Below are 22,855 nucleotides of genomic sequence, written 5' to 3' on the forward strand. Positions count from 1 at the left end.
GGTATGAAAATTTGACTGTGGTAAGCCATATTTTCCCCTAAAAGACGGGCATTTCGTGTTTAAAACGCCGTAGCAGCCCCAAAATTTATCGGTGGATCAAGGCTTAGGCTGCGGACCAGCCGCCGTCGGAGGGCAGGATCACACCGTTGACGTTCACGCCGTCGTCGCTGAGCAGGAACGTGATGGAGGCGGCGAGTGCATCCCCCTCAACGGCGTCGGGCAGGATCGCCATGGCCCGGCGGACGCGTGCGGCCCCCAGCGGGGAATCGAATTTGGCCTCGATATTGGTGATGACGGGGCCCGGCGCCACGGCGTTGACGCGGATGCCGCTGGGCCCGTACATGAACGCGCTGCTCTTCGTCAGGCCGGCTACGGCGTGCTTGGACGCCGTGTAGGCGGCACCGGCGGCGGACCCGCGCAGGGCCGCCTCGGAGGCCACATTGACGATTGAGCCCTGAGCCTGTGCCAGCATGGCCGGAACCACCGCGCGCATGAGCTTCATGGTGCCCGTGACGTTGATGTTGAACACGCGGTTCCAGATCTCATCAGAAACTTCGTGCACGGGTGTCATGTTGTCCATGATCCCGGCGATGTTCGCCAGCCCGTCAATGCGTTCTCCGGCCGCCTCGACGATGGCGGCCACGGCGGCGTTGTCGGTGATGTCCCCAGCGACCGTGACAATGTCGCCGTCGGGCAGTGCAGCAGCAAAATCGGCCAGGCGCTCTGTGGAGATGTCGACGGCGATGACGCGGCCTCCTTCGCGGGCAACCCGCGACGCAGTCGCCCGGCCGATCCCCGAGCCGGCACCTGTGATGATGATGGTTTTGCCGGAGAAGCGGCCTGCCGTGACCTGCTCCACCCAGGCCGGCGTTTCAACGGCAGGTGCCGCCTCTGCCTGCCCAGTGGATGCGGACGCTGTCTGAGCCGCTTCGGCGGGAATGTCCCCTGCTTCGACACGCTGCACCAGGCCGTCCACCATTTCTTGGGTGAACGCGCCTTGGCTGACTTCCACCAGGCGATTCAGTGCCAATTTGGCCACGGGCCGCAGAGATTCGCCGTCCTGCCCGCCTTGCGCCAACATCGTGCGGAGCACGGGGCCGCCCGCGGGATCGGCCAGCCAGGTTCCGACAGTTGAATCGCCGCTGAGGTTATTGGGGTTGTTGCTCATGGAAGCAAAGTCTCCGTTTCATGGGTCGGGGTGAACTGCTTTGTTGGGTGGTGGACAAGATTAAGTGCTCGCCGGCATGGCGCGCGCCGAGACCGACAAAGGTCAACTTGGCGGTGCCATCCGTTCATGATGACTCAGGTTACTTTCTCCAGTCCTACCGGACAACACTGTCCGGTTATAGACTATGCCTGTGTCGACGAAACCGAAAGCCAATCTTGGGCCCAGTGCCGGACCCGCCAATCGGGCAGCCTTGATAGCAGCCGCCCGGGAGGTTTTTGCCGAGGGCGGGTTCATGGCGCCGCTGAGTTCCGTGGCGCGGAGGGCGGGTGTGGGACAGGGCAGCCTCTACCGGCATTTCCCCGACAGGATTGCCTTGGCGGTGGCGGTCTTTGATGACAACATCACGGACCTTGAAGAACTGGGGGCACGCTCAGAAACAACGCTCGTGGACCTTTTTGACAGCGTGGCCGAGCAAGTCATGGCCGGGGCGGCGCTCATCGACTTGATCACGTCCGAGCACAACGACCAGCGGGCCGAACACCTCGCCACTCGCATGACGGCGGTTGCCGCGTCCCTGCTGGCTCGGGACCAAGGACAGGGGCGCATAGCCCTGCACGTGGAAACGGCCGACGTCATGCTTGCCATCTCGATGCTGGCGTTCCTGCTGGCCCGTACCCCGGACGTCGAGCGCCCCGGGGCGGCCGCACGGGCGCGGGCGATCTTCCGGGCAGCGTTCGTCCCGTTGGAGGGCTCCACCCGCGGCGCCAGCTAAGCCCAACGGGACGTGACACGGCGGCGCATGCCGGGACCCGCCGTCGTCGTTGCCCCGGAAGTCAGCGTCCATGAAGTCAGCGCCCACGACAAACGCTCCCCCACATTATGTGAGGGAGCGTCGGGAAAAACACCCCGTTACATGCCGGAGCGTCTAGGCCTCGGGGACGAACGCACCGTGGCCGGCCGCGCGCAGGGCCACGCGCAGCTTCTCGGCATTTGCGTCCATGGCTGCGGGGTCCGGATTGTTGTCAACGGTGCCGAAGTCGAAGTTTTCCAGCCCGTAGGCCGGGAACACGTGCACATGCAGGTGCTCCACTTCAAAACCGGCGATGGTCAGGCCGGCGCGGGGTGCACCAAAGGCAGCAACCTGGGCCTGGCCGATCGTCTGGGCCACGGCCATCAGCTTCGTGACCAGCCCAGGGGCGGCGTCCGTCCACTTGTCCACCTCCAGACGCGGGACAACCAGCACATGCCCGTCGGTCAGGGGCCCGATGGTCAGGAACGACACGCAGTCCTCGTCCTGCCAAACGAAACGGCCGGGGATGTCGCCATTGATTATTTTGCTAAACAAGGTGCTCAAGAATTGCTCCTTAACAAGGGGAACGGAACCAGGCGGACTGGCGGGTTAAAGGGTGGCCGCGTCAAGCACAAAGCGGTACTTGACGTCGCCGGCAACCATGCGGTCGTAGGCGCCGTCCAGCTCGGTGGCGGAGACCAGTTCAATGTCGGAGACAACGCCGTGCTCTGCACAGAAATCAAGCATTTCCTGGGTCTCCGCAATGCCGCCGATGAGCGACCCGCCGTAGGCCAGGCGCTTGCGGATCAGCAGCCCCGGATCCACCGCCGGCATCGTCTCAGACGGCAGCCCCAGCTGGATCAACGCGCCGTCGCGGGCGAGCGTGCGCAGGTACGGATTGAGGTCGTGAACGGCCGCCACGGTGTCCAGGATCGCGTTCAGGGACTGCTTGGCCGCGGCCATGGCCTCCTTGTCGGTGGACACCACGACGGCGTCGGCCCCGAGGGCAAGGGCGGCATCAACCTTGGCCGGGGACGTGGTGAACACCGTCACGGTTGCGCCGAGCGCCTTCGCGATCTTCACACCCATGTGGCCAAGACCGCCCAGGCCGATCACGCCGACCTTGTCGCGGTCCTGGACATCCAGGTAGCGCAGCGGCGAGTAGGTGGTGACGCCGGCACACAGCAGGGGCGCGGTGGCCGCCGGGTCCATGCCCTCGGGAATGTGCAGCACATAGTTTTCGTCCACCACAATGCCCTGTGCGTAGCCGCCCTGGGTGATCGTCCCGCCGTTGCGGCGGTCTGCCGCGCCGTAGGTGCCAATGTTGCCTGCCTCGCAGTACTGCTCAAAGCCTTCAAGGCAGGAGTCGCACTCGCGGCAGGAATCCACCATGCAGCCGACGCCGACACGCTGGCCAATGGTGAAGCCCTCAACGGAATCGCCGACGCGGCTGACAATGCCGACAATCTCGTGGCCGGGCACCAGCGGGTATTTGGCCTGTCCCCATTCGGAGCGGATGGTGTGCACATCCGAGTGGCACAACCCGCAAAATTCAATGGCGATTTCCACATCGTGGGCGCCGGGTTCGCGGCGGTCGATGGAGCTGGGCCGGAGCCCGGACGTGGCTGAAACGGCTGCATAAGCTTTAACTTGGGTCATGCTTCAACCCTATCTCCGTTGGCGCCCGTCCCGACAGCGCCCGTCTCACCAGCGCCGGTCGCAACGGGACGTCCCGGCTGATTTGACCAGGCCGACCACGACCCCGGATACAACGCTGCCGTGAACCCGGCAATTTCAAGCGCGGCAATCTGGTGCGCCGCCGTCACTCCGGATCCGCAATACACGGCCACGGCACTCCCCGGCGCAACACCCAGCGCCGCAAATCTGGCCCGCAGCCCGTCCGCCGGAAGAAATGTCTTGTCGGGCGCCAAATTCTCGCTGGTCGGCGCGCTCACGGCCCCCGGAATGTGCCCGGCCTGCGGATCCATGGGCTCGACCTCACCCCGGTACCGCTCCCCCGCCCGGGCATCAAGCAAAATCCCGTCCCAATTGGCAGCAGCGTCGCCGTCAATGGTTCCCAAAGTCCCAAAATGCACGACGGCGTCACCTGGCTCCGCGTGCACCTCCCCTTCGGCGAGCGGCAGGCGGGCGGCACGCCAGGCTGCCAGTCCGCCGTCGAGCAGGTAAATGCTGCCCAGGCCTGCATGGCGCAAAAGCCACCATGCCCGGGCGGCCGCGGCAGCACCGGCGTCGTCGTAAACCACAACGGTGTCACCGGCATTGATGCCCCAGGCGCGCACGGTTTCGGCGAAGTCTGACTCAGCGGGCAAGGGGTGGCGGCCGTCTTCGGGGCGGCCGTGGGAGGCCAGCTGGGAATTCATGTCGACGAAGACGGCGCCGGGAATGTGGCCGGCGAGATACTGCTCATGGCCGTGGGGGTCGCCCAGCACCCAGCGCACGTCCAGGATCACGGTTCGTTGACCGGCGGCCAGCCGCTCGTTGAGGCTTGCAACACTCATCAAAACGTTCATTTTCGGCTCCTGGGACAGGGTTGGCTGGGCTCCACGGACTAATCTACGCCAGACCAATCCACGGCAGTGCATAGACTTGACTTCATGAACCCCGCTGCCGAACACCCCGCCTCCACGCCCACTGCGCAAGCCGACTGGTCGTGGACCCGCAGCGCCATCGGCAAGGTCCAGGCGGAAAACAACCGCTCGGCCGACACCCACCTGTACAAGATCGAGCTGCCCGCCCAGTGGGGTGTGGACCTCTATGTCAAGGATGAGTCCTGCCACCGGACCGGCAGCCTGAAGCACCGCCTGGCCCGCTCCTTGTTCCTCTTTGGGCTGGTCAACGGCTGGATCAACGAGGGGACCACCGTTGTGGAGGCCAGTTCGGGCAGCACGGCCGTCTCCGAAGCGTACTTTGCGCAGCTGCTTGGCCTGGATTTTGTGGCCGTCATGACCAGCTCAACGAGCCCGGAAAAGATCGCACTCATCGAGCAGTTTGGCGGCCGCTGCCACTTTGTTGACCACGCCGACGAGGTGTATTCGGCAGCTGCTGCCATCGCCGCCGAAAGCAACGGGCATTACATGGACCAGTTCACCTATGCGGAGCGGGCCACCGACTGGCGCGGGAACAACAACATTGCCGAGTCCATTTTCAGCCAGCTGGAGCATGAACGCTTCCCCGAACCGGCCTGGGTGGTTGTGGGTGCGGGCACCGGCGGCACCTCCGCGACGATCGGCCGCTACATCCGCTATCACGGCCATTCCTCGCAGCTGGCCGTGGTTGACCCGGAGGGCTCGGCGTTTTTCCCGGCGTGGAAGAACGGTGACCTGTCGGTTGTCACGGGCAATTCCTCACGCATCGAGGGCATCGGCCGCCCGCGCGTGGAGCCCAGCTTTGTCCCCGGCGTGATTGACGCCATGATGGTCATCCCCGACGGCGCCTCCGTCGCAGCCATGCAGCACTTCGAGCAGCTGACCGGGCTGCATGCCGGCCCGTCCACCGGAACCAACCTGTGGGGCGTGTGGCAGCTGGTCGCGGACATGGTGGCCAAGGGTGAAAGTGGCAGCATCGTCACGCTCATGTGCGACGGCGGTGAACGCTATGCGGGCAGCTACAACAACCCTGCGTGGCTGGCGGAGAAGGCGCTCGACCCGGCACCCCATCTGCAGGCCATCGAAAGCTTCTTCTCCAGCGGGGTGTGGCACGGCTGAGCCCAGTCCGGCCGCGTGGGCGGCCGGCGTGGACGGACCGCCCGCCGGGCAGCTGGCTGCTAGATTTCCACCGACTGTCCGGTGTGCAGGTGCCGGAACGTGACGCCGTGGCGCCCGCCGATCCTGGCGATGTGGGACTCCGTGAACGCCAGGCCCTGCTCATTGAGCAGCCCGTCGTGGATCTGGAAGGCCTGCGGTGCCCGCACCGAGACAACAAAGTCCACCACCTCGGACACCTTTGACCACGGTGCATGGACCGGCACCAAAAGCGTGCCAACACTCACCCCGTCAGGGACTGTCAGGGCGTCGCCCGGGTGGTAGACGTCGTCGTCAATCAAGTAGCCGACATTGGCCACAATGGGCATCGTCGGATGAATGACGGCGTGCTGGCCGCCAAAGCACTGCACGGCGAAGCCTGCCGCCGTAAAGGTGTCCCCGGGTGCGGCGTCAAGAATCTGCCCGTCGTGCCCGGGTGCCCGCACGCGCAAGTCGCGGGCCACGCCGGCCGGGGCGTACACAATCAGCTCGGCCGACTCCGCCAGGGCTGTGGTGAGTGCGTCGCCGTCGTAGTGGTCGGCGTGTTCGTGCGTGATAAGCACGGCGTCGGCCCCGGCAAGGGCCGTGGCCGATTCTGAAAAGACGCCCGGGTCAAGAACCAGCACCCGCCCGTCCTGTTCGAGGCGGACACAGGCGTGGGTGTACTTTGTGAGCAACATGCTGCCAGCATATGCCCGTATCCCCGGCCCGGCCATGGGCCGCCAACAAGAGTCTTCACCAACAGGTGCGATAGGCTGGTTGATTGAATCCAGCAACGAGGAAATGAGTTGGCACAATGTCAGATGTCCCGGTGAAGGAGCAGCGCGTCACCAAGCAGCGTGTTGCCATCAGCGCCGCCATGGACACCTTGGATGACTTTGTCAGCACGCAGGAACTGCACCGCAAGCTGCACGAGCAAGGCACCCGGGTTTCCCTGGCCACCACTTACAGGATCCTGGCCTCCATGGCCGAGGAAGGCCTGCTGGACACGCTGCGCAACGGCGAGGGCGAAGCCGTCTACCGCCGCTGCAACGCCACGAGCCACCACCACCACCTGCTGTGCCGCAACTGCGGTAAAACGGTGGAGGTTGAAGCGCCGGCCGTGGAGAGCTGGGCAGCCCGCATCGCGGCCGAAAACGGCTTCACCCAGGTCCAGCACACGGTGGAAATCTACGGCCTGTGCCCGGAGTGCTCAGCCACGACGTAGGCCGCCCACAGTTTCGCGGGTCAGTCCATCGGCGGCACTAAATCCCCCAGCACCTCCCGCACCCACCAGTTTCCGGTCCCGCGCCATTCGCGCCAGCTCGTATACCGGTAGGCAAAAACACGCGCCCGCACCTGTTGCGGCGGCTTCCCGTTGAACGGGTCGTGGCGCAGCAGCTTCAGCGTGGCCGGATCGGCTGCCAGCAATCGCCGCAGCAACGGCATGAACCAGTTCATGCCCGGCTGCCCCAGCGCCAGAAACCACATCATCCAGTCAAGCCGCAGGTGGTACGGCGCAAATTGCCGGGGCATCCGGCCGGGGTCGCCCGGTTTGCCGCGGAAGCCATATTCGCGCCAGCCCTTCCCGTCCCAGCCCTCCACGACAACCTCGAGCCGGTCCCGGGTGATGGAGCCAAACGCGCCATAGGCGTTGCCCAGCCGCCACCGGTTGAAGCTGGCATTCATGGCCTGGTTCGGCGAGAACAGGTTCTTCAGCGGCCGCCAGCTCAAAGCCAGCATCAGCACGCCCAGTCCCAGCACGACGGCGGTGAACCAGTCCGGCATGCCCGGCACCAGGGCCCCTCCCGGCAGAGCCCCGGCCCCCTCGGGGTTTCTGAAAACTGGCAGCACTCCGTCGCCCACCGCCGAGAAGGCCAGCACCAGCGTCAGGGCGTTCAGCCAGGCAAAGTTGCCCGAAAGCACCAGCCACAACTGCGTCACAACCACGGCCGCCGCGGCCCAGCCGGCAACGGGCTGCGGTGCGAAAAGCAGGAACGGCACCACCAGTTGGGCAAAGTGGTTCCCCAGCACCTCCACCCTGTGCAGCGGCTTGGGCAGGTGGTGGAACCACCAGCTGAGCGGATTCGGCATCGGCTGGGTCTCGTGATGGTAGTAGAGTGCCGTGAGGTCGCGCCACGCCCCGTCGCCGCGCATTTTGATCATGCCGGCACCAAACTCAAGCCGAAACACCAGCCAGCGAAACAGCCAAAGCGTAATGACCGGCGTCGTGGTTTCATCCGAGCCGAGGAAGGCGGCCAGGAAGCCTGCCTCGAGCAGCAGGATCTCCCAGCCAAAGCCGTAAAAGACCTGGCCGACATTCACTATCGACATGTACAGCAGCCACATGGCCAGGAAGGCGAGCATCGGCAGCCAAGCCGGGCCGCGTTGGGGCAGGCCCAGCACCACGGCCGCACCCAGTGCCGCCCCCGTCCAGGCGACGGTGCGCAGCAGCGCGTCCGAATAGTGCCGGCGGAACAAGGTGGGACCGGGCGTGCGCGCCACACGGCCAAGATATCGCGGCACGGGAAGCAGCCCGCGCTCCCCCAGCAATGCGGGGAATTGCAGCGCGCTGGAAACAAACGCGATCACGTAGACGGCGGCGATGCCCCGCTGCAGCACAAAGCGGGCAACATCGTAGTCGCCGGTGCCCCACCAGCCGGCGCTGAACCAGTCCATGCATCAACGCTAGACCCTTGCCTCAGCGCACCGCCAACAGTGTATTTGGCGCAGCTTTTAAGCTGCGGCGCCCACGGCCGGCCGCGTGGACCAGCCACGGCGCCTGCGCCACGAGCCGGCCACACGGCAGATCAGGTAAATCACGAACGACAAGGTTGTCACGTACGGGCTGATCGGGATGCTGCCACCGAGTGCCAGCATGATGCCGCCGACAGTTGAGACCATCGCGAAGGCCACGCTGAGCAGCACAACCATGCGCGGGGCCGCCGTAACCTGCAGGGCGGCGGCAGCCGGGGTGATCAGCAATGCCAGCACCAGCAGCGCACCAACCACCTGGATCGACAGGGCGACGGCGATGCCCAACAGAAACATGAATGCCAGCGACAGCGTCCGCACGGAGACCCCGCGCGCCGTTGCAATGTCGGGGTCGGCGCTGGCAAATGTCAGCGGCCGCCAAATCAACGCCAGCCCGGCCACAACCACAAGCGCGGTGCCTGCCAGGACAGAGAGCTGGGTTGAATCAACCGAAACAATCTGGCCCGTCAACAGACCAAACTTGTTGGCGGAACGGCCCTGATACAGCGACAGGAACAAGATTCCAAGGCCCAGGCCAAAGGGCATGATGACCCCAATGACGGAATTTTTCTCCCTGGCCCGCACCCCCATCACGCCCAGCAGCAGCGCGGCGAAGATTGACCCAACGAGGGACCCGAAGATCACGTCGGCGCCGATCAGCAGCGCAAAGGCTGCCCCGGCAAAGGAAAGCTCGGCAATGCCATGCACCGCAAAGGCAAGGTCGCGCATCATGACAAACGTGCCGATCAGCCCGCCAACGACACCCAGGATGGCACCTGCCAGCAAGGTGTCCCGGAACAACGGCAGCAGCTCGCCGTAGTTGGAAAAGTTAAGGACCGCATCGCTGATGTCCGGCCAGTTCATAACACTCCCTGTCCGTGTGCGCCGCCGGCGATGGCCGCGGCCTCCCGGTCATGTCCGGGCAGCCCGGCTGCGGTGTGGCTGTGTCCGGTGTGTCCGGCTTCCGGGTGATCATGCCCGTCCACCATCGAATCCGGTCGGCCCACAACTACCAGCCTGCCGTCGATATTGAGCACCTCAACCCTGGTCCCGTACAGCTTGGACAGCACGTCCGAGCGCATGACCTCCTCGGGCGTGCCCAGGGTGAACCGCCCTCCGGCCAGGTACAGCACCCTGTCCACGTGTTCCAGGATTGGGTTGATTTCATGCGTGACAAAGACGACGGCGGTCCCGTTCACCTTGGCTTGTTCGCCCACAAGGGCGCTCACGGCCTTTTGGTGATGCATGTCAAGGGAGAGCAGCGGCTCGTCACACAGCAGGACCTTGGGGTTGGCGGCCATGGCCTGGGCGATCCGCAGTCGTTGCTGCTCACCGCCGGAGAGCATTCCCACGGGGATGCGCCCGTAGCTTGTGGCGCCGACCATTTCCAGCAGTTCATCCACCCGTTTGCGGTACGCGCCGCTGCGGATCCGGAAGCCCCATTTATCGCCGTCAATGCCAAGTCCCACCAGGTCGCGGGCGCGCAGGGCGGTGTCGGCGGCAAAGTTCTTTTGTTGGGGGACGTAGCCGATGGCGCGGTTGCCGCGTCTGGCGGGTGCGCCGTCGACCGTCAATTGTCCCGAACTCAACGGCGACAAGCCCAACAGGATTTTCAGGAAGCTGGTCTTTCCGCTGCCGTTGGCACCCAGGACGGCAAGAAATTCGCCCGGGCGCACCTCCAGATTGAGGTCCTGCCAGAGGGTTCGGGTGCCGTATTTCAAGGTGGCGCGCTTGAGCGTGATGACGGCGGCAGCCGGCGCGGTCATTTGCCGGCCACAGTTTTTAGTCCTTGTTCCAAGTTAGCAACATTACCAAGCATCCAGTCCAGGTAGCTGCTGTCGGCGGGAAGGGTCTCCGCGAAGTCCACCACCGGCACGCCCGCACTCTCAGCGGCGGCCTTGACTTCCTTTGTCTGCGGCCCCTCGGTCTGCTCGTTGTACGCCACCAGGGCGAGGTTTCCGGACGTTACCAACGCAAGCGTTGCAGCCACGGTCGTGGCGGGAACGTCCGCGCCGTTTTCAACGGCCTCGGTGAATTTTGCCGGTGTCTTGTTGACCAGGCCGGCTTCCTCCAGCAGGTACATCGGGACAGGCTCGGTGACGGCGACGGCGGCGCCGTCATGGGACTTTTTTAGCTCACCCAGACGGGTTTCAAGGTCCTGCAACTTTGCCTTGAACGCGTCGGCCTGGGCGGTGAAGCTGGCCGCTTCCGCCGGCAGGGCTGTGGTGAAGCGGGCGGCGAGATCGTCAGCAAGCTTGGACATGGTGGGAAGTGAATACCAGACGTGCTCATTGAAGTCCGCGCCCGTGTCCAGGCCGGAGAGCTCGCTGACATTGACGATCTCGTCGCTGTCCAGCTGCCCCTTGGCCAGTTGGTTGAAGAAGTCATCGTAGCCGCCGCCGTTTTCAATGCCGATCCGGGCCTTCGACACGGCCAGTTTGTCCTGGGCATTGGCTTCGTACCCGTGGGGGTCGGCATTGGCGTTGGAGATGATGGCGTGCACAGTGACATGGTCCCCGCCAACTGCCTGCGCAATGTCCGCGTAAACATTCGTGGTGGCCACGACTGACACGGTGCCATCGTCCGCCGCGCTGCTGTCGGCCCCGCCGCCACTGCAGGCGCCCAGCGAAAGTGCGGCGGCCAAGGTTGCACCAAGCAAAAGCAGTGTGCGGCGGGTTTGCGACATGTGATTCCTTCAAGGGGTGCTAATGAGAACTGTTACTAATAAGAACCAGCATAGCCCATATTGGGAACCGTTCGCATCAAGCCTTCCTGCGCTCCTGGATGTGGGTTTGCGTGGCGTCTCGGATCTCACCGACCAACTGCTCAATCACATCCTCAAGGAACAAAACACCAATGGTTTGTTCGTTCCCGTCGATGACCCGTGCCATGTGGGATCCGGTGCGCTGCATGGTGCCCAGCACATCCTCAATCTCCTCATTGGCCTGCAGGTTCACCATGGAGCGGACCCGGCTTTCTCCGATCGGCAGCTGGTACCGTTCAATGGGAATTCGCAGCACGTCCTTAAGGTGCAGGTAGCCCAAAAGGGTCCCCTCCGCATCGGCAAACAGGAACCTTGAGAACCCTGTCTTGCCCACCAGATGTTCAAAGTCAACGGGTGTTGCGTCGGCCGACAGTGTCACCAGATCAGCCAGCGGAACCATGATGCCCTGCGCTGTTTGGGAGGAGAATTCCAAGGCGCCGGTGATCAGCCCGGTTTGGTCGTCCACCAGCCCGCTGCGGGTGGATTCCTCCACAATTGACTGCACCTCTTCCAAGGTGAAGCTGGAGGACACCTCGTCCTGGGGCACGATGCCAAACAAGCGCACGATGTGGTTGGCCGTCCAGTTCAACGCCACGATGACGGGCCACACCACCTTGCCAATGAGCACAAGCGGCGGGGCCAGCAGGAGGGCAGCCTTGTCTGCGGCCGACACGCTCATGTTCTTCGGCACCATTTCACCAAAGGTCACATGCAGGAAGGTCACCAGGGCCAGCGTAATCACAAAGGCCGTGGGTGCGGCGATGTTGTCCTGCACGCCGACGGCATGCAGCGGCGCAGCCAGCAGGTGGTGGATGGCAGGCTCGGAGACATTCAAGATCAGCAGCGAGCACACGGTGATGCCCAACTGCGAACAGGCCAGCATCAAGGAGACGTTTTCCATCGCACCAAGGGTGATCTTGGCCCGTTTGGAACCTGCGTCCGCCAGAGGTTCAATCTGGCTGCGACGCGCAGTCATGACGGCAAACTCTGCGGCAACAAAGAAGGCGTTGCCGAGCAACAGCACCACCAGCCAGGCAATTCCGGCCCAGGGGCTCACAGCGAACCACCTGCCGCGGCAGCCCCGTCTGCTTCGCTGGCATCGGGGACAGGCGCCGCAATGAAGCGGATCCTGTCGATCCGACGTCGTTCAACCCTGTCAACAACCAGCAGCCCGCCTTCCACGGCCACGGTGTCCCCAGCCACGGCGATGCGGCCCAGTTCGGCCATCATGAAGCCGCCAACGGTTTCATAGCCGGCCTCATCGGGGACATTGAGCGGGCCAATGCGTTCGGAGACCTCGTCGGGGCGCATGAGTCCCGGAAAGAACCAGGTCCCGTCGGCCGCCAGGAGGATGCCGGGCTTGACCCTGTCGTGTTCATCGGAGACTTCGCCGACGATTTCTTCCACGAGGTCCTCAAGGGTTGTGACGCCGGCCGTGCCACCGTATTCGTCCTGGACGACTGCCATCTGGAGGTTTCCTTCACGCAGTTCAAGAATCAAGGCATCGAGATGGACGGTTTCAGGGACGCGCAATACGTCGGTCATGATGGCGCCCACTTCGATGTCCGAGCGTTTGTGGAACGGAATGGAGACGGCCTTTTTCAGGTGCACAACACCAAGGATCTGGTCGGCCGATTCTCCGATGACGGGAAACCTGGAATAGCCGGTTCGCCGGGCCACGTCGATGATCTCGTCGACAGATTTGGTGCTTTCAATGGTTTCCACCCGCATGCGCGGGGTCATGACATCTGCTGCCGTGCGCTGGGAAAAGCTCAAGGTGCGTGCCACGAAAGTTGCGGTGGCAACATCCAAGGTGCCCATGGCTGCCGAGCGGCGGACAAGGGACGCCAGCTCGGCCGGGGACCGCGCACCGGAGATTTCCTCCTTCGCTTCCATGCCGAAAAGGTTCAGGACCTTGTTGGAGAAACCATTCAGGACCACGATGGCCGGCTTGAACACGGCGGTGAAAACCAGCTGCGGCCTGGCCACTGCCTTGCCAATTTCAAAGGACTTGGCGATGGCCATGTTCTTCGGCACCAACTCGCCAATCAACATGGACAGGAGCGTTGCGATCAGCATGGCCAAGGCAAGTGCAAAGCCGGCAACAGCTGGTTCCGGGACTCCCACCGCAGCCAGCGGTGCAGCCAGCAGCACGCCAAGGGACGGCTCCATCAGGAAACCTGTCAGCAGCGTGGTCAAGGTGATGCCCAGCTGGCAGCTGGAGAGCTGCGTGGACAGGGATTTCAGGCAGCGCAGAAGCGGCTGGGCTGCCTTGTCCCCGTCATTCACGGCCCGCTGGACGGTGGATTGATCAAGGGCGACAAGGGAAAATTCAACGGCAACAAAGAATCCGGTGCCAAGGATGAGCAGCAGGCCTGCTGCCAAGAGTATCCACTCCATTTACAGCTCCCCCCTGCCAGCTGCGCGGTGTGTAGCCGCGCTGGTGTGGGGGTTGGCCGCCGGTGGAGGGTGGTCGGCGCCGGGGCCGGCCGCTTCCGGGGTTGCTGCCGGAATCGCGGCGGGGGTTGCGGAACTGTGGGCGCTGGTGCGAGGTTTGCCGGCATTGTCAACGCGGTTGCAGGAGGTCACTTGTGTGTCCTGCAAGCCGTTGCGCCGGCTCCTAGATTTACTTTCCATAGGATTTCAAGTCTACCTCAGTGTGTCCCTGCCACCGTGAAGGCAATGATGAAGCACGCATGAACAGTTGTTGGGAAGTTGCTGTGACACACCGGGCGCCGCCTGTCTATCCGGGCAGAACGCTGTGCTTGCCCAGCCAGTGGAACGTCCGGCTGTGGTAGACCATGGGCTCCCCCGCGGCGTCCGGGACGATAATCTCCTCGACTTCCGCGGCCAACAGCAACGAACCGCCGGCGGGGGTCCGGCTGAGGATCTTGCAGCGCAGGGCGTAGCCGCCGTGCATAAGCAGCGGTTCGCCGGTTTTCAGGCGGGTCCACACCATGGAGCCGGTGAACCGTTCGGTGCCTGATGTGGCAAACGTTCTTGCCAGCTCCAGATCGCCCGTCGTCAGCAGGTGGACCACGACCGAGTCCGCAACCGCGATCGCGGCCGCCGATCCGCTCGAGGCAGCAAGCGAGAAGGCCAGCAGGGGCGGTTCGGCCGACACCGACGCCACCGAGGAGGCCGTGATGCCCACGGGGCCGGTCACAGAATCGGCAGTGATGATTGAAACACCGGCCGGATGCCCGCCAAAGGCCGCCTTGAAATCGCTTGTGAGGCTGGGCGCTTGGAGCTCCACTGTCATGACCACAAATTCCTCTCACCAGGTCCGGCCCAAACGGCAAGATCTCCCTGTGACTCTAGAACCTCAACTATAGTTTAGGTCAAATTGCGCGGCCATGACGCCACTCACATCCAGACCCCGGCATGGGCCCAAGGCAGGGATGACGCTAAAACGAGCGCTACAGGGATCCGTCGAAGGCGCGGGCGCCGGGGCCCTTCCCGGCAACCTGGTCATCAGGGTTGACGAAGCCGCATTCGGCCAGGGACAGGCAGCCGCAGCCGATGCAGCCGCCCAAACTGCCCCGCAATTGCTCCAGGGCTGCGATCCGGGCCGTCAGTTCACTGTGCCAATGCTCCGAGAGGCGCTGCCAATCGGACTGTGTGGGCACCCCATGGTCGGGCAGTTGCTGGAACACTGTGGCAACCAGGGACAACGGGATCCCTGCCCGCTGGGCGGCCCTGACCACCGCCACCCGGCGCAGCACCGACCGCTGAAAGCGACGCTGGTTGCCGGCCGTCCGGGTGCTGAAGATCAGCCCCTGCCGTTCATAGAAATGCAGGGCCGAAACGCTGACTCCGCCGCGCTGCGCAACCTGGCCGACGCTCAACTCCTCGTCCGCGCGCAGGGGGTGGCCGACGTCGTGCGTCATGTCGCTGGAAACCGGTGGTTCAGCGCTCGAAGACATGCTTGATGCCTGCCTGCGCCTCCGCCAGGATCGCGGTGATGCTGGCGGAAATATCAATGACGACGGCGTGTTCGTCGGCGTCGAGCGGTTCCAGGGCGGCAAGTTGGGAGGCCAGCAGGGCCGGCGGCATGAAGTGGCCCGAGCGGCCCTCCAGGCGTGAACCAAGAACCTCCAGCGTGCCGTCCAGGTGCAGGAAAATTGTTGCCGGCGCCTTGGCGCGGATCACGTCGCGGTAGCGGCGCTTCAGGGCCGAACACGCGATCACCACACCCTTGGCGGACGCACTGGCGAGCTCGTCGCCGACAATCTCCAGCCAGGGCCACCTGTCTTCATCGGTCAGCGCAACGCCGTCCGCCATCTTGCGGATGTTGGCGAGGGGGTGCAGGGAATCGCCGTCCAGGAAGGGCATGCCCATGGCGTCGGCAACCAAGGCGCCAATCGTGCTTTTGCCGGAGCCGGAAACGCCCATGACAACCACCTGGGGGGCCGGGGCAACAAATTCAGCGGCAGACTGCGAAATATCCATACTCACCTGTATATCAAAGGTTGACGCAGATCACGTTACCGGGACCTGGCAAGACAGCCGGGCCCGGCATCGCCGGCCCGCGGCCCGCCCGGCCTCCGGTTCATCGGAGGGCAGCCGGCCCGATTGCAGCTGAAACTAGAGCCGGGTGTCGAACGAGTTGCAGAACACGTTCTCGTTGAAGGTGCCCTGGAACTCGGAGAGCCCCTGGATCTTTTCCACCGTTGCCCGGATGGCTTCGCGGGTGTCGGCGTGTGCGTGGATGGCAGTTTTCACCATCGGCACGTCAATGAGGTGGTTGGGCTGGTTCAGCGAGACAAACACGGTGGGCACCTCGGTGACGTACCACGGGATTTCCGCGGCCATTGGGGAGGACCACTTGACGCGGATCGCCGCTTCCTGGGCAAAGCCCTTCACATTGGCAACCACCAGTGCGGCGTCGTACTTTTGCGGGTAGTCCGCCGTTGCTTCATCGGAGATGACCGACATGAAGTTCACGCCCTCCTCCCCCGCTGCCTTGCGCTGATCGGCGGTCTTGAAGATGTGCACCTCGAAGCCCGCCCGCTCAAGCTCCTCGGCCACCACGTCCAGGTAACCCAGCGGGTCCGCCATGGTGAAGTCCGATCCGCCGGAAATGCCATAAAGCCGGATCTTCCTGTGCGTGGCCGGGGTGATCGGCAGGTTGCCCTGGGTGTCCTTGACCAGTGTGACGGTCTTGTCGGCAATCTCGGCGGCAATGGCGCGGTGTTCGGCCGAACCGATGACGGCCACGGCGTCCGCCGGAGGAACAAGCGCGTCGCGGCTCTTCAGGTGCAGGCCCAACGACGCCTTGAGCGCCAGGATCCGGCGCAGGGCATCCTGCAGCCGTTCGTCGGTGATGACGCCGTTGCGGTAGCCGTCGAGCATGAAGCCAAAGTCCTCTTCAGGGTTGCGGAAGAACAGGAACATGTCGCAGCCCGCGGCAATGGCGGCGGGCACCAGGTCCCGGCGTTTCATGGCCTGGGTCATGCCGATCATTTGGGAGGCGTCGGTGAGGATGAGCCCGTTGAAGCCCAGCTCGCCGCGCAGCAGTTCACCCAGGAGTTCCGGGGCCAGCGTTGCCGGCAGCACCTCGCCGTCGGACATTCCGGGGCGGAAACGCCTGGACAATTCCGGGGCGCCGATGTGACCGGCCATGATCGACTGCACCCCGTGCCCGATCATTTCCCGGTACACATGCCCGTACGTCGTGTTCCACTCCTCGTAATCGAGGGTGTTGTAGGAGGTGACCACGTGCTGGTCGCGCTCGTCGATGCCGTCGCCCGGGAAATGCTTCATGGCGCAGGCGGTGGGTGATTCGCTGATGCCGTCAAAGTATTCCTTGGCCCGTTCCACCACCACCTCGGGCGTGTTGCCGAAGGAGCGGGTGGAGATGACGGTGTTGCGCCAGTTGTAGTGGATGTCCACGATCGGCGCGAACGCCCAGTTGCAGCCCAGGGCCGCGGTTTCAACACCGGCCATCTGGCCCATCTTGCGGGCGATCGAGGCATCCGGGTGGGAGCCGGCCTGGAGGTGGGTGGACACGAAGGTGCCGTCATCACAGCTGCCGGCCCCGCCCATCTCCGGGTTGGAGGCAATCAGCAGCGGGATTTTCGTCTTCGACTGCGCGTGGCGAATGTGTTCCTGCACAGCTCCGGAGGGGCCGGGCCGGTATCGCATCCCGCCCACGCGGAAGTTCTCCAGCACCTCATCGAGGTATTCGGGGGCGTAGCTGTTGTTGTGGTTGATGAACAGCTGGCCGATCTTTTCCTCGAGCGTCATCGACCCAATCGTCGACTCGACCCATGCCACGCCGGCGTCGTCCAAATTGAACGGTGCGCCGCGCAAATCCACTGCGTACGTCATTGCTTCTCCTGAAGTCTTGCTTTGCATACTCTGTATTTAGGTGCGCATGCCCGGTAGTCAGCTGGCCGCTTGCAGACGTACGACGGCGTCACCCACCAGTGCCGGGACCGGCGCCGAAATGTCAATCACCACGGCACGTTCGTCCGGGCCCAGCGGTTCCAGCGTGGCCAGCTGCGAATCCAGCAGCGTGGTGGGCATGAAGTGTCCCGAGCGGCCCTCGAGCCTTGACCCGAGGACTTCCCGGCTGCCGTCAAGGTGCAGGAACAGCACGCCGGGTGCCTGGGCCCGGATCGCGTCGCGGTAGCCGCGTTTCAACGCCGAGCAGGCCACGACGAGGCCGTTGCCGGAGCCGGCCAGCTCCCGGCCGACGGTCTCCAGCCAAGGCGCCCGGTCGTAGTCGTTCAGGGGCGTGCCGGCTGCCATCTTGGCAATGTTCTCCACCGGGTGCAGGGAGTCCCCGTCCGTGAACGGCAGGCCGAGCTCGTGCGCCACGAGGGCGCCGATCGTCGTCTTGCCGCAGCCGGAGACTCCCATCACCACTATGTGCTGCACTGCTGCAGCGGTTGAAGCGTCGATCACCAGTCGTGGACCGTTCCGTCAACGAGGCGGTTGTACGGCAGGTACGCCTGCTGGTACGGGTAGGCCGCGGCGGCCTCCTCGTTGAATTCGACGCCGATGCCGGGGGCATCGCCAGGGTGCAGGTAGCCGTCCTTGAAGGTCATCGACTGCTGGAAGACCTCGTTGGTGGCATCCGAGTGCTGCATGTACTCCTGGATGCCATAGTTGTGGATGGCCAGCCCAACGTGCAGCTGTGCGGCGAAGCCGATCGGGGAAATATCGGTGGGGCCGTGAAAGCCGGACTTGATCTGGTATTGCGCGGCATAGTCCATGACCTTCTTCAGCGGGGAGATGCCGCCAAAATGGGTTGACGCTGCGCGCACGTAGTCAATGAGCTGTTCCTTGATCAAGGTCTGGAAGTCATAGACGGTGTTGAACACTTCGCCAATGGCCAACGGCGTGGTGGTGTGTGAACGGACCAGGCGCAGCGCATCCTGATTCTCGGCCGGGGTGCAGTCCTCGAGCCAGTACAGGTCGTACGGTTCCAGGGACTTGCCGAGCTTTGCCGCCTGGATCGGGGTCATGCGGTGGTGTCCGTCGTGCAGCAGCGGGATCTCCGGACCAAACTCGTTGCGGACAGCTTCAAAGACGGTGGGCAGGTGGCGCAGATATGCGCGGGTGTCCCAGTCTTCTTCCTGCGGGTAGTTGCCACGGCCGGCCGGCTCGTAGTCGTAACGTTCGCCCGAGGCCTGGGCCTGGGCGGCAACACCGTAAACGGCCTTGATGCCGGGGACGGCGGTCTGGATGCGGATGGACTTGTAGCCCAGTTCCAGATGCTCACGGACGGAGTCAAACAGCTGGGGAATGTCGGAGCCTGAGGCGTGGCCGTAGGCGCGCAGCCCGTTGCGTGAGGCCCCGCCGAGAAGCTGGTACACGGGCATGCCGGCGAGCTTGCCCTTGATGTCCCACAGGGCCATGTCGACGGCGGCGATCGCTGCCATGGTGACCGGGCCGCGGCGCCAGTAGGAGCTGCGGTAGATGAACTGCCAGGTGTCCTCGATGCGGTTGGGGTCGCGGCCGATGAGCAGCTGGGCCACATGCTCCTTGAGGTACGCCGCAACCGCGAGTTCGCGGCCGTTCAGCGTGGCGTCGCCGATGCCCACAACACCTTCGTCTGTGGTGACTTTCAAGGTCACAAAGTTGCGGCTCGGGCTGGTGACAAATACTTCTGCGGAAATAATTTTCACGAGGAGTTCCTTCCAGGTTGTGGCTGCTTGGCTGCCAGGTCTTGATGTACGTAGGTCAAAAGCTAATTGATTGGGGACGGCAGCGGTTTTTTCAACTACTTGTTTTCTTCCGTGTCCCGAGATTCAAGGGCGGCCTCGAGTCGTGCTTCGCGGCGTGCGCTGATTTCAGCGACGATCTCCTTGTGTTTGGCGTCAGTCAGCGGGTAAAGCAGCATGACGAGCAACGCCAGAATTGAGAAGACCATGGGCAGCAGACCTGCTCCGGCGCGGATGCCCAGCAGGGCGTGATCTGTCTGCTGCGCTGCACCCGCGGCGTATCCGCCCCAAGCGAGGGCAAAGGCTGCCAGTGCACCACCAACGGCCTGACCGGTCTTGCGGGTGAAGGAGAACAATGCGTAGGTGATGCCTTCGGTGCGGATCCCAGTCTTCCATTCACCGTATTCCACGGTGTCGGCTTCGAGGGCCCAGACCAGCATGCTGGTCAGCAGGAGGCCAACCTGGGTCACCATGACCCCGGCAAAGGCGAGCCACACCATCGGTGCCGGGGCCAGGAAGACGACGAGGCCGCCGACCGCCATGAGTGCCGCACCGGCGATGTAGATGTTCTTCTTTCCCAGTTTCCGCACAAGCTGGGGAAGGACGGCAGCCATGCCAAAGGTCAAGAAGATATTGATGATGGACATGACGGCGTACAGCGACAATGAGTGCAGAACGTCGCGGAAGTAGTAGATCTGTACCGTACCGATGGCCAGCTGGCCGGTGAGGAACAGGAAGGAGCTGATGCACAGCAGCAGCAGCGGTTTGTTGCCCTTGAGCGTTTCGAAGCTCTGCTTCATGGACACCTTCGAAACTTCACGCACCACACGTTCCTTCGTGGTGAACACGGTGAACATGTACAGTCCGGTGCCAACCACGGCAAAAATGACCGTCAAAGTGGTGAACAGCCCCTGGAGGTTTTCCCCGCCCTTCATCATCGGCGCAATGAAGATGCCAAGGAAGGAACCCACCGCGATCGCCCCGATGGTGCGGGCGCTGGCCAGCTTGGCACGCTCGCCAGCGTTTTGTGTCATGGCCCCGGCGAGGGAGCCATAGGGAATGTTGACGAAGCTGTAGGCCAGCCCCAGCAAGGCGTAGCTGACGTAAGCCCACAGCAGCATGCCGGATTCACCGATTTGCGGGATCGAGAAGGTGGCAACGCTCAGCAGCAACAGCGGAACCGAACCGAACATGATGTAGGGACGGAACTTGCCGAGCTTCTTGTGGTAGGTCCTGTCAACCATGCGGCCGGCAAAGACATCCGAGAAGGCGTCGAAAATTCGAACCACCAGCAGAAGTGTTCCCGCGGCTGCAGCACTGATGCCGACAACGTCCGTGTAGTAGACCAACAGGAACATGGTGGCGGTGGTGAACGCCAGGTTGTTGGCGGCGTCTCCGGCACCGTAACCCAAAACGCTGATCTTTGGCAGCCGACCCGTGGCCGACTGCCTTGCGTGCTTTTCTGTCATTGTCATCAGCGGGCTCCTTTACCCTTATCCTGCCGCTGTTCAAAAGCGTCAAGATGCTCATCCGACCGGATCCAGGGGCTCTGCGATGAGCCAAGCCTGTGATCCGCAGCCAAAGGCATTCACTGCGAACACCCATGTGAGCCGTATTACCAAGTGAGCTGTATTACGCTCTAGTTAACCAGCTTCGACAACATTTGGCAACCGCTTGCCAACGATACCCTTTTTAACTGTTTATCGGCGGAGTTTTTCCCTCGAGCGTGAGAAGAAGGCCGTGGCGCTCCCCATCACTGGGAAGCGCCACAATGGTTCCATGGTGACGCGCCACCCGATGTCCCACATCCGGTTGCCGGCCGCAAGCCTCAGGCTGCGGCTCAGGCTCAGGCTGGGACGGCGATCGCGTCCAGCAGCCCGGCCACTGCCGCAACAGCTGCGTCGTCGCCGGCCAGGCGCGTGTCCAAGACACCCAGGAGTGCCCGCAGGTCCTCCCCCTGGCTGTCCCCACGCGGGAGTTCCAGAGCTGCCTGAAGCTCCGCCAGGGAGGAATCAGCAATGTCGGTTCCCCTGCCGTGGGCCAGGCGCAGGAAGGTCACCCACGAGGCAATCATTCTGGCTGCCCCCGCACCGGTTCGTCCGGCAGCCAGCTCCGCCATCAGCACCTGAACGGCACGCATGCGCAGCTTGTTGGAGCCATCCATGGCTATTTGCGCCAGGTGGTGGGCAATCCGGGCGTTGCTGAATCGCTCCAACAAGGCAGCCCGGTAGGCGGGAATGCCCAGGCCCTCGGCGGGGAGGTTGCGTTCCGCCTCGTCCCAAAATTCGGTGATCCAGCCAGCGCAGGCAGGATCGGACAAGGCCTCCGCGACAGTTGTGTGTCCACGGAGCTGCCCGGCGTAGGCCATAAGCGAGTGGGCGCCGTTGAGCAGCCACAGCTTGCGGTTCTCAAAGTGCTCAATTTCGTCCACGAAGACTGCCCCGGCACTGGCCCAATCCGGCCGGCCGGCCGGAAATTCGCCGTTGAGCACCCAGTCACTGAATGGCTCGGTCACAACTGGAGAGGAGTCGGCATAGCCGCATTCCGCCTCCACCAAGGCGATTTCCGCGCTGGTGGTGCGCGGGGTGATCCGGTCGATGGACGTGCCCACAAAGCTGACATTTTCCGCAACCCAGGTGCCCAAGCCGGGATCAACCACGTCGGCCAGGCCGCCAATCGCGGCGCGGGCGGCGGTGGCGTTGTTGGCAAGATTGTCGCAGGAAACGACGGCGATGGGCCCGGTTCCGGCGCTGCGCCGGGCCGCCAGGGCTTGGACCAAACGCCCTGCTGCCGTGGCGGCGGCAGGCGGGTGGCCGACGTCGTCCGGGACGGGGGCCGAACTCGAAGCTGTCATGGCGCGCAGCACGTCAATGTCGGCCTGGACGGCGGGGTTGGCCAGGTCCAGGGCGCCGTCGGCTGCCAGATTGTAGGCAGCCTCGGTGATGGTCAGGGTGACGAGCGCCGTGGTCGGCGCAGCCACGAGCCGGGACAGGGCTGCCACGTCGGCGCCGTCGTGGGCTTCGACAATGCTGGTCATCAGCTCAAAGCTGTCGCCAGCCTCACCGCGCTCAATCAACGTGTAGAGGCCGTCCTGGGCGGCAAGTGCGGTGGCCGCGTCGGGCCGGCGGCCGGTAAAGGCTGCGATCCCCCACTGCGCGCCGTCGCTGGCATGCTGGGTGTACCACGCCTGGTGGGCGCGGTGGAAGGCGCCAAGGCCCAGATGGACAATGCGCACGGGCGCTGCCGGGGCGGCGCTTGCGGTGCTTCGGCTCAGGGCCGGCACTGGCTTTTCATTGGTGGTCACAGCTTGAAGGCCCTTCGGGGTGCGGCGTCAACAATGTCGACGATGATTTCATGGGCGCGGGTCTCGCTGACGCGGCTTTCGGCCACGAGGCGGGCCAGGAACGCGGCCTCGATGCGGCGCGAGGTGTTGTGGCGTGCGGGGATGGAGCAGAAGGCGCGGGT

General features: G+C 64.0%; 20 protein-coding genes and 2 pseudogenes. 3 read left to right on the forward strand and 19 right to left on the reverse strand.

The window, feature by feature from the left end:
- Positions 1-103: 103 nt before the first annotated feature.
- A complete protein-coding gene (locus tag ACT3TS_RS17815; protein ID WP_444532866.1) occupies positions 104-1,168 on the reverse strand; it encodes an SDR family NAD(P)-dependent oxidoreductase in 1,065 nt (354 codons plus the stop codon).
- Between the two features lie 184 nt (positions 1,169-1,352).
- Between ACT3TS_RS17815 and ACT3TS_RS17820 the strand changes: the two genes are divergently transcribed.
- Positions 1,353-1,940 carry a TetR family transcriptional regulator gene (locus tag ACT3TS_RS17820; RefSeq protein WP_444532867.1) on the forward strand — a complete coding sequence of 196 codons (588 nt, stop codon included), beginning with the start codon at positions 1,353-1,355 and terminating at the stop codon, positions 1,938-1,940.
- A gap of 153 nt (positions 1,941-2,093) precedes the next feature.
- On the opposite strand, the gene ACT3TS_RS17825 is transcribed toward ACT3TS_RS17820, so the two are convergent.
- The 3 genes from ACT3TS_RS17825 to ACT3TS_RS17835 are packed head-to-tail and all read right to left on the reverse strand — an operon-like array spanning position 2,094 to position 4,489.
- A complete protein-coding gene (locus ACT3TS_RS17825; RefSeq protein WP_444532868.1) occupies positions 2,094-2,522 on the reverse strand; it encodes an HIT family protein in 429 nt (142 codons plus the stop codon).
- A gap of 45 nt (positions 2,523-2,567) precedes the next feature.
- The gene (locus ACT3TS_RS17830; RefSeq protein ID WP_444532869.1) at positions 2,568-3,617 is read right to left on the reverse strand and encodes an NAD(P)-dependent alcohol dehydrogenase; all 1,050 of its coding nucleotides are present in this window, start codon (positions 3,615-3,617) and stop codon (positions 2,568-2,570) included.
- The gene (locus ACT3TS_RS17835) at positions 3,614-4,489 is read right to left on the reverse strand and encodes a sulfurtransferase (protein ID WP_444532870.1); all 876 of its coding nucleotides are present in this window, start codon (positions 4,487-4,489) and stop codon (positions 3,614-3,616) included. Before ACT3TS_RS17835 ends, ACT3TS_RS17830 begins: the two co-directional genes overlap by 4 nt.
- 84 nt (positions 4,490-4,573) lie before the next feature.
- Between ACT3TS_RS17835 and ACT3TS_RS17840 the strand changes: the two genes are divergently transcribed.
- On the forward strand, positions 4,574-5,683 hold the full coding sequence (locus ACT3TS_RS17840; RefSeq protein WP_444532871.1) for a PLP-dependent cysteine synthase family protein: 1,110 nt from the start codon (positions 4,574-4,576) through the stop codon (positions 5,681-5,683).
- A 59-nt stretch (positions 5,684-5,742) separates the two neighbouring features.
- Here the strand turns inward: ACT3TS_RS17840 and ACT3TS_RS17845 are convergent, their stop codons facing one another.
- Positions 5,743-6,399 carry an MBL fold metallo-hydrolase gene (locus tag ACT3TS_RS17845; protein WP_444532872.1) on the reverse strand — a complete coding sequence of 219 codons (657 nt, stop codon included), beginning with the start codon at positions 6,397-6,399 and terminating at the stop codon, positions 5,743-5,745.
- 116 nt (positions 6,400-6,515) lie between these two features.
- On the opposite strand from ACT3TS_RS17845, the gene ACT3TS_RS17850 reads away from it, so the two are divergent.
- Positions 6,516-6,926 carry a Fur family transcriptional regulator gene (locus ACT3TS_RS17850; protein ID WP_444532873.1) on the forward strand — a complete coding sequence of 137 codons (411 nt, stop codon included), beginning with the start codon at positions 6,516-6,518 and terminating at the stop codon, positions 6,924-6,926.
- 20 nt (positions 6,927-6,946) lie between these two features.
- On the opposite strand, the gene ACT3TS_RS17855 is transcribed toward ACT3TS_RS17850, so the two are convergent.
- From ACT3TS_RS17855 to ACT3TS_RS17920, 14 genes and pseudogenes are all read right to left on the reverse strand, one after another.
- Positions 6,947-8,377 (reverse strand): lipase maturation factor family protein, encoded by a 1,431-nt coding sequence (locus ACT3TS_RS17855; protein ID WP_444532874.1) that lies wholly within the window; start codon positions 8,375-8,377, stop codon positions 6,947-6,949.
- Between the two features lie 57 nt (positions 8,378-8,434).
- Positions 8,435-9,316 (reverse strand): metal ABC transporter permease, encoded by an 882-nt coding sequence (locus ACT3TS_RS17860; protein WP_444532875.1) that lies wholly within the window; start codon positions 9,314-9,316, stop codon positions 8,435-8,437.
- Positions 9,313-10,218, reverse strand: a complete 906-nt coding sequence (locus ACT3TS_RS17865; RefSeq protein ID WP_444532876.1) for a metal ABC transporter ATP-binding protein — start codon at positions 10,216-10,218, stop codon at positions 9,313-9,315. Before ACT3TS_RS17865 ends, ACT3TS_RS17860 begins: the two co-directional genes overlap by 4 nt.
- The gene (locus ACT3TS_RS17870) at positions 10,215-11,138 is read right to left on the reverse strand and encodes a metal ABC transporter solute-binding protein, Zn/Mn family (protein WP_444532877.1); all 924 of its coding nucleotides are present in this window, start codon (positions 11,136-11,138) and stop codon (positions 10,215-10,217) included. The genes ACT3TS_RS17865 and ACT3TS_RS17870 overlap by 4 nt, the downstream gene beginning before the upstream one ends.
- Positions 11,139-11,214: 76 nt before the next feature.
- A complete protein-coding gene (locus ACT3TS_RS17875) occupies positions 11,215-12,273 on the reverse strand; it encodes a hemolysin family protein (RefSeq protein WP_444532878.1) in 1,059 nt (352 codons plus the stop codon).
- A complete protein-coding gene (locus tag ACT3TS_RS17880) occupies positions 12,270-13,616 on the reverse strand; it encodes a hemolysin family protein (protein ID WP_444532879.1) in 1,347 nt (448 codons plus the stop codon). Before ACT3TS_RS17880 ends, ACT3TS_RS17875 begins: the two co-directional genes overlap by 4 nt.
- A 343-nt stretch (positions 13,617-13,959) precedes the next feature.
- Entirely contained in the window at positions 13,960-14,478 is a 519-nt protein-coding gene (locus ACT3TS_RS17885) for a flavin reductase family protein (RefSeq protein WP_444532880.1), read from the reverse strand.
- A gap of 157 nt (positions 14,479-14,635) precedes the next feature.
- Positions 14,636-15,142 (reverse strand): redox-sensitive transcriptional activator SoxR, encoded by a 507-nt coding sequence (gene soxR / locus ACT3TS_RS17890; RefSeq protein ID WP_444532881.1) that lies wholly within the window; start codon positions 15,140-15,142, stop codon positions 14,636-14,638.
- Entirely contained in the window at positions 15,126-15,668 is a 543-nt protein-coding gene (locus tag ACT3TS_RS17895) for a gluconokinase (RefSeq protein WP_444532882.1), read from the reverse strand. Before ACT3TS_RS17895 ends, soxR begins: the two co-directional genes overlap by 17 nt.
- Before the next feature lie 135 nt (positions 15,669-15,803).
- A pseudogene (locus ACT3TS_RS17900) lies at positions 15,804-18,083 on the reverse strand (gluconokinase, GntK/IdnK-type).
- A 41-nt stretch (positions 18,084-18,124) separates the two neighbouring features.
- Positions 18,125-19,354 (reverse strand): D-mannonate dehydratase ManD, encoded by a 1,230-nt coding sequence (gene manD, locus ACT3TS_RS17905; protein WP_444532883.1) that lies wholly within the window; start codon positions 19,352-19,354, stop codon positions 18,125-18,127.
- A gap of 95 nt (positions 19,355-19,449) precedes the next feature.
- Positions 19,450-20,865 (reverse strand): glucuronide transporter, encoded by a 1,416-nt coding sequence (gene uidB / locus ACT3TS_RS17910; protein WP_444532884.1) that lies wholly within the window; start codon positions 20,863-20,865, stop codon positions 19,450-19,452.
- A 371-nt stretch (positions 20,866-21,236) separates the two neighbouring features.
- On the reverse strand, positions 21,237-22,694 hold the full coding sequence (locus ACT3TS_RS17915; RefSeq protein WP_444532885.1) for a mannitol dehydrogenase family protein: 1,458 nt from the start codon (positions 22,692-22,694) through the stop codon (positions 21,237-21,239).
- A pseudogene (locus tag ACT3TS_RS17920) lies at positions 22,691-22,855 on the reverse strand (glucuronate isomerase); the annotation flags it as partial. The gene ACT3TS_RS17915 and the pseudogene ACT3TS_RS17920, both read right to left, overlap by 4 nt.

This window comes from Specibacter sp. AOP5-B1-6 (assembly GCF_052376555.1).
Lineage (GTDB): Bacteria > Actinomycetota > Actinomycetes > Actinomycetales > Micrococcaceae > Specibacter.